Origin of the sequence: Acidianus manzaensis (assembly GCF_002116695.1) — an archaeon.
Lineage (GTDB): Archaea > Thermoproteota > Thermoprotei_A > Sulfolobales > Sulfolobaceae > Acidianus > Acidianus manzaensis.
The window spans coordinates 597625-605000 of record NZ_CP020477.1 but is presented as its reverse complement, the minus strand read 5'-3'; the positions used below and the strand labels follow the sequence as shown (position 1 = coordinate 605000).

Here is a 7376-nt window from a genome sequence, read left to right as displayed (position 1 = left end):
CATAGCATGAAATAACTCTTTTTACATTTCCACATACGCTTATATCAAACATTTTTCCTATGCTATCAAGGACTTCTATAATAGCGTCACAGGATGCTGCATCTATTATGTTACAAATTATCCAGTTTGACTGATTAATATTTTCTGATGTAACTGATTTCTCAATTATGTCTATACCTTGTTTTACAAATCCGTCTACGATTAATGTTTTAGCTTGAGTTAAGGATTTTATTAGTTCACGAGTATCGGTTCCCATTAAATACTATTATTGATCTCAAGTTTAAATATGTTCTACTAATAACGGACTGTAGATATATTTTAAGTTTTAGTGTATCTCGAAAGATAACCTAAGTCATGAATTTTCCCAAGAGCCAAATCAGCTGAATATTTTCCAATAGCTGGGGCATAACTCCAGCCTAATCTGCATGCTCCAGTAGAAATAATTGTTTGCTCATCTTTTTTACCTATTATTGGAAAACCATCTGGCGAACAAGGTCTGAATCCCATATTCATATCATATATGTACGAAATATTTAGTAATGACGATACTCTATCTAAAATTATTTGTGCTCTACTAGAATCAAATGAAGAGTCTGCATCAAATCCTCCAGTAACTTTGATATAATCTGATAATGGAGATATAGCTATGCCATAATCAACTAATACTACAGCCTTATTGTCATCAAAATTTCCGCTTATCCTATATCCATATCCTTTAAAAGCTGTTAATGGTAATCTTATAAATTCATTTGACCATATGCCTGCGGATATAATAATTGAATCAAATTTATTTCTTATTTCTTCTAAATTTTTTATTTCTTTATTTTCTATATTAATGCCAGATAATTCTCTTTTAATTCTATCAATAAATTTCTCTGTTGAAATTCTAGAGAGTTCAGGAAAATATATTGCACCTTCAAATCCACTAAAGTCTACAACTTCGAATTTAGGGTTAAATGGATTTCTTTTTTCTTCTTCTATACCTTTTTCTAGTTTTTCTTTGTCTGTGTATACTTCATATAAACCATCTGCAATATAATCAAAATCATTCTTTTCTTCACTTAGTTCTCTATAAGCGTTAAGTGAGAATTGTGCCATATTTCTCATAATATCCCATGCATCTTGAGGAGGCTCTTTATTTAGATTCTTTAATAACTCTGTTAACCAATACTTATTAACATTTTTTATATTAGTTACATTTTTTATTTTATATTTTAACATCTTATATATCATTTCAGTTGTATTTATTTTGTCAAATCTATAAGGTTCAATTAAACCCGCAGCATGTATGGAATAACTTCCTAATTCAGCTTTTTCAAAAATAGTTACTTCTGTATCTTCCTTTTCTAGGTAATAGGCTGAAAATAAACCTGTTATGCCGCCGCCTATTATTGCAACTTTCATTTTACTTCTCTTAATACTTTTAATGCAGTTTTTCTAATATTACTTTCTCTTGTTAAAAGTTCTTGTAAATATTTTATTTCAGAATAGATATTTTCTTTCTTTATAAAACCTTTTTCTAAAAGTTGTGGAACGCATTTCCATGCCAAAATCCTTACTGATGGCTTTTTATATCTAAGGAATTCAATAAATCTTTCAATATCTTTATCCATAAAAATTCCTTCTTCAACAAGTTTAGGAAAAATCTTCCAAGCTTTTTTCCTTATTGTTGGATAATAGCTCCTTAAAAGTCTCCAAAAATATTTTCTATTTAATATAATAAAGTCTTTTGATATTATATCGTATTGTATAAGATTATCTATATTTTCCCAAGCAGAAATTTTTATTTTATCAGAATTTGCACCTAAAGCTCTTTCTATTCCTCCTATTGAAAGAGCTTTATATACATCTAGATGCTTCCATGCATCTTCCCTAACTCCTTGAAGGTGATGCCATAATAACGATCTTAAAAATCCCTTATTTTTAGCTAATTCGTTATACTGATTTGTTTGTATTATTTTTTCTATTTCTTCCCATGCCTTTCTTCTTATATCTTGATTATAGCTTTTTAAGTCACTTAATTTCACATTTATCCTCCAGAAGCAGTTAATATTATAGTTAGTTTATCTCCATCTTTTATTTTTTCGTCTTCAATTATTGGTATATTATTTCTCAATACTACTGTACCTTGTATTGTATATCCTAAAGTTTTTAGCAAATCTCTAACTCTATAATTTTCTGGTAAATCTAACGATATACTCTTATTCTCTCTTATCATCGTTACTTCTATCTTCATCACTATTAATCTTTCGTATAGCAGTTTTTAAATTATCTAATGATCTTTCGACTTCTTTTAACTCTGACTTATCATTACTATAAAACGATATTCCATTTCCTATTATGCAGAATTTAGGATCATCTAATCTAAATTTTCCGCATATTTTAGTAAAACCTTCGCTTATTATACTAATTTCTTTTATATTATCATATATTATACCTTTTCCATTCTGTGTAAAAATACTACCCTTGTATTCACCTTTAATAACTTCTAGTACAGTCAAATACTTTGATAATAAAGAAAATGCACTTATATTTTTTATTTCAAAAAATAATGAAAAAATTCTAATATTTGAATCTAGAAGTTGTATATCTAGATCAATACAGTCAGATAACTGAGGTATATTAGAAGGATTAGGAAGAACTACCTCATTTGAAATCGAACAGAATTCATCTATTTCACCTATTATCTTACCATCGATTTTTCCGATAGATGATATTTTCTCCATAAACTCGTTTTCAGATACTTTTCCATTAAGTAGATCTAGAGAGAGATTAGTTAGTTGAGTATTTTGTGAGGAAGTTTTGTATAGAAAATATTTACCATATCCAAAAGAAGGATAGTATAGAAGAGCATAATTATTATGGAAAAAATATCTATAACCTTGATTGATTAAATTAAAGAAGAATTTTAACTCTTCTTCGTTTATTTCTTTTAGATTAACATTAATACAATTATTATGAATGATTAACTCATCATCGCTTACTAAGATTTGATAGTCTCCTTTATCAATAAGCATAATTTTTTTATCTTGAATTCCTTGCTTATATACTTTCATTACATATACGCTAATGCCCTATACTTTGCCATCAATAAAGATTTTTCGTAGCAGTTTATTACAGATGAAGCAATTTTGTCCCATCTGAAGTTTAAGTTTACTCTGTTTATTGCATTTTGCCTAACTTTACTCCATAAATTAACGTCATCTGTTTTGTAAATTGTAGTTTTATTTAGATAATTTCTATCTTTAGTTTCATCTGCCAAAGATAGATATATAGCTGTTTTTAATGTTGTAGCCAATGAACCTATACTTTCAGGTTCCACTAGGAATCCAGTTCCATCTTTATTCCATCTTAAATCTAATACAGATTCAGCTAATCCTCCTACAGAGTATGCTACTACTGGAGTTCCAACTGCCATTGCTTCAATAGCATTAATTCCAAAAGGCTCCCATCTAGATGGGATTACGAATACTGAAGAGACGTAATGTAAAGCCTTATAAAGACCTCTATCTATATTATAACTTACAAATAGTCTCACATTATCTTTTATTTCTGCTGATCTATCTATAACGTCTTGAAGTAATCCATAATCGCCTGCAGGTATTCCAAGGATTATTAACTTAGCATTCCAAATTTCGTTAACTACATCTTTAAACGCTCTTAATAGTAAATCTATTCCTTTCTGGTATACTATCCTCCCCGTAAATAATACTAAAGGTCCGTCAGATAATTGTTGTGTTGTCCAATCTTCATTTATCCCTAGTCTATATCTATTATTCCAAATCATATTTCCTGTAGTAAAATCTTCTGGTATTATCTTCTGTTTTGAAATTATCTCAAATGCTTTTTTCCTTGCCTCAACTCTATTGTCGGTATTAAAGTATTTTTTAGATAAGTCTGTTGCTTCATCTATGTTCCAATCAGTACCATTATAAGTTACACAGCTTTTATTCTCCATAAAATTTCCTATGAAGGAAAATACATCGTAAGTTAGGTAATTTTTACTTACTGATGCAATTAAGTCTGCTTCATAACATCCGAACCTTTCAATTTTTCCCTCGCAATTATCCCATAGTTCACTAGTTTTATACGCTAAGTGCTTAGCTACCATCCATATATAATGATAATAATCTTCTAATCCGCCCCAATCTGGAGAAGCATAATGCCAAGGTGCTCCAACTTTATTCAATAAATGTATAGTATACATTAATGGAACTATTACTCTTCTTTGTTCAAATAGTAACTTAGCTTTTACACCTGCTAATACTGAATGCCAATCATTAACATGAATTATTGATGGTATATCATTGAAATTAAGATTTTTTATTAATCCTTCTATAGCTCTAGAAAGTAGTGCAGATTTTTCCATTGCGTAGTCATAAATTCCCCAACTATCCATTATTTTTCCTGTATCATAATCTAATCCTTTAGCTAGCATTACTCTTATTCCATCTAGTTCTCCAACTTCAAATCCTAATTTATATGGATAGTATATTCCATTAAGCCCCTTTCTAACTCCATAAATAGAGAGACTTGAATCCTTGAGATTTAGCATTTTTCTAAAGTAATCTGACATATGTCTTCCATGGCTTGGCATTATCAATGTTGTTTTTAATCCAATTTTTGCTAATTCTTTCCCTAAGTTATATACTGCTGTGCCTAATCCACCCATACTAGCAATTTTTAAGCTCTCAAATGATATTAACCATACATTATCAATTTTTTCTGGTATCCAAAATGATTCAATCCTTTTCATCTTTAATCCACTCTTTAAGATACTTTATATTATCTTTCAAACTTTCGTCTCTTTTAACTATTTCTTCGAACTCTTTCTTATTCCATGCTACTGAAGTTCTTTTACCATTCTTCATAAAGAAGAAAGGTTCATTATTTATCTTTAATTCTTTTAATTCCTCATTTAAAAATGAATTAATAGCATAAAATTCATTGATGAAAGCATCAACTGGAGTAGAATATGCATTAAAATAAGAATGAACTTCTGCTGGTCCTCCACCACCAGTGAAGAGATAATAATAATTATCGCTAGTAGTAAAATATTTCCAAGCTTTCTCGTAATCATTGCCTAACTCTTTTGATGGCATTTCGGATCTTCTTACTCCTTCATCATAAGCCCATTGCATTATATTTCCTAACCAACTTGTATCATCCTTGTTTATATCTGCCCAAGATGATGTTTCTTGAATATCAATATCATAATATGCTTCATTAATCATTTCTTTTGGAGTAAACATTTTTACGTTTCGTTTAGTAATTTCTTCTGGTAGCCATCTTAAGAATTCTAAAATGCCAGATTCTGGCCAATGATGTTCTCCAAATGTTTCATAGTCTACAAATATCGTAATCACTTGTCCAAAAGAATCTCTAACCCAATTAGCGAATTTATCAGCTGTTAAAGGATACTGATCCCATGTTCTTAATGAATATCTAAAAGCTATATCATCGCTTAGTCTATAGTTTCTAGGAAATACTGATAACCCTTTTCGCTTGTAAACAAAATTAGGGCTCTTACCTTTTAACACAGAATCTTTACCCTCCATCATAATACCTTTGAATCCCATTTTTTCGACTTCGTCCATTATCTGAGGATTTGTTAAAAGTTCAGTATTTTCAAAAACTACTGGATCTTGCTTAAAATATTGCCTTATTAATTCTTTATGCTCTTTAACTTGGTCTCTCCATTCTGTTTTATCTTCCCAAAGTGACGTTACTGAATGATAATATGTTTGCGATAAAAATTCTACCTTTTTTGTAGATGCAAGAATTTGAAAAAGTTCTAGCACATCTTTACCCCATTTTTCAGCCTGTTCTATAAAAGTTCCTGAAATAGAGAAGAAATATCTTACTCTTCTATCTTCATTTTCAGCTTTTTCTATTGATTCTAGAATAATTTTCGTAGCGGGGAGATAACATTTCTTTTTTACCCGTTCAAATATTTCTTTGTTTAACTCCATATCAAAATACTTATCAATAGCATTTCCTTTGATTCTAGGATTCCAAAAAGCATCTTTTCTTATTCTAAAAGGTTGATGAACTTCAAAACCTATTATTACTTTATCTACCATAAGCACTTATATGTTTGCATAATAATAAAAATTATATGAAGTGGCGTATTGAAGACATAAAAGTAATTATTCCAATAGGTGGAGAAGCTACACGATTAAGGCCATTAACAATTGAAACTTCTAAAGCTACTGTTAGACTACTTAATAGACCATTAATAGAATTTTCAATTTATGAACTTGCTAGACAAAATGTGAAAGAGTTTATTTTTGGCGTAAGAGGATATATAAATTACAGATCACTTTTTGATATTTTTAAAGAAGGCATTGGATTTTCAGCTAGATATAAAATTAAACCTAGAGTACATTTTAAGTATCAGCCTAGAGTAGATAGTATTGGAAACGCTGATTCAGTAAAAATTAACATGGAATATTATAAAATTGAAGAACCTACACTAGTAATTCAAGGAGATAATATATTTAAGCTAGATATTAAGAAATTACTAGAATTTCATGAAGAGAAGAAATCTTTGATGACTATAGTTTTAAAGAAATGGAAAGGAGATCTATATGAATTTGGAGTAGCCGATGTGGAAGATGACTTAAGGATAAAAAGATTTGTAGAAAAACCTAAAACTAGAGAAGAAGCGCCATCAGATTTAATTAATACAGGAATATATTTATTATCACCAGATATAATGAAGGTATTTGAATCAGACGATATAGCTAAAATGAGAGAAGAAGGTAAATTAGATTTTGGAAAAGATCTAATTCCTTATCTCATTGAACATGGATATCCAGTGTATGGTTTTGTAACAGAAGATATATGGTTTGATGTAGGAACTCCAGATAGATATTTGGATGCTATGGAGACTTTGTTAAATACATTAGAAGATACTCAAATTGGAGGAAAAAGAATAGATGAAAATAAAAGAATATATGTTCAAGGAACTAGCCCAGATTCAATTAGAAGAAGAAATATTATTATTAATAAATATAAAAAAGGTAAACTAAAGGTTGAAGGAAATGCGTTAATAGGAAGACATTGCCAAATTGGAAATTCAGTTTACATAGAAAACTCTTCAATTGATAATTTCTCTATAATAAAAGATCATGTTTCAATAACGAAATCTTCAATAATGGATAGAGCATTTATAGCTGAGAATGTGGTAATTCAAAATTCCATAATAGGAAGACATGTAGAAATTAGAGCTGAAAGCAAAATAATAAATAGCGTAATAGCTGATGATGTAGTTATAGGAGAAGGTTGCGAAATAGTTAATTCTAAAATATATCCGCATAGGACAATAAATGAAGGAAGTAAACTACATGATACTATTTTAACTTAAGTGAATA

Annotated in this window: 8 protein-coding genes (1 of these 8 running past the window's edge); 1 reads left to right on the top strand and 7 read right to left on the bottom strand. The window is 29.3% G+C overall.

Features of this window, described 5'->3' with window-relative positions:
- The 7 genes from B6F84_RS02780 to B6F84_RS02750 all read right to left on the bottom strand — a co-directional run.
- A protein-coding gene (locus B6F84_RS02780; protein WP_148690816.1) for a DUF1955 domain-containing protein crosses the window boundary here: on the bottom strand, positions 1-256 show its 5' portion. 251 nt of this gene lie to the left of the window's left edge; 256 of the gene's 507 nt are visible here — the first part of the coding sequence; its start codon is at positions 254-256; its stop codon lies off the left edge, out of view.
- A 62-nt stretch (positions 257-318) separates the two neighbouring features.
- On the bottom strand, positions 319-1404 hold the full coding sequence (locus tag B6F84_RS02775) for an NAD(P)/FAD-dependent oxidoreductase (RefSeq protein ID WP_148690815.1): 1086 nt from the start codon (positions 1402-1404) through the stop codon (positions 319-321).
- Positions 1401-2027: a hypothetical protein gene (locus tag B6F84_RS02770; protein ID WP_236749022.1), complete on the bottom strand. Its 627-nt coding sequence runs from the start codon at positions 2025-2027 to the stop codon at positions 1401-1403. Before B6F84_RS02770 ends, B6F84_RS02775 begins: the two co-directional genes overlap by 4 nt.
- 2 nt (positions 2028-2029) lie before the next feature.
- Complete coding sequence (locus B6F84_RS02765; RefSeq protein WP_148690813.1) at positions 2030-2236, bottom strand: MoaD/ThiS family protein; 207 nt, start codon at positions 2234-2236, stop codon at positions 2030-2032.
- Complete coding sequence (locus B6F84_RS02760) at positions 2202-3056, bottom strand: hypothetical protein (RefSeq protein WP_148690812.1); 855 nt, start codon at positions 3054-3056, stop codon at positions 2202-2204. The genes B6F84_RS02765 and B6F84_RS02760 overlap by 35 nt, the downstream gene beginning before the upstream one ends.
- A complete protein-coding gene (locus B6F84_RS02755; RefSeq protein ID WP_148690811.1) occupies positions 3056-4756 on the bottom strand; it encodes a glycosyltransferase in 1701 nt (566 codons plus the stop codon). Before B6F84_RS02755 ends, B6F84_RS02760 begins: the two co-directional genes overlap by 1 nt.
- On the bottom strand, positions 4743-6083 hold the full coding sequence (locus B6F84_RS02750) for a glycoside hydrolase family 57 protein (RefSeq protein WP_148690810.1): 1341 nt from the start codon (positions 6081-6083) through the stop codon (positions 4743-4745). Before B6F84_RS02750 ends, B6F84_RS02755 begins: the two co-directional genes overlap by 14 nt.
- A 35-nt stretch (positions 6084-6118) precedes the next feature.
- On the opposite strand from B6F84_RS02750, the gene B6F84_RS02745 reads away from it, so the two are divergent.
- The gene (locus B6F84_RS02745; protein WP_148690809.1) at positions 6119-7369 is read left to right on the top strand and encodes a nucleotidyltransferase family protein; all 1251 of its coding nucleotides are present in this window, start codon (positions 6119-6121) and stop codon (positions 7367-7369) included.
- The last annotated feature ends 7 nt before the right edge of the window (positions 7370-7376 follow it).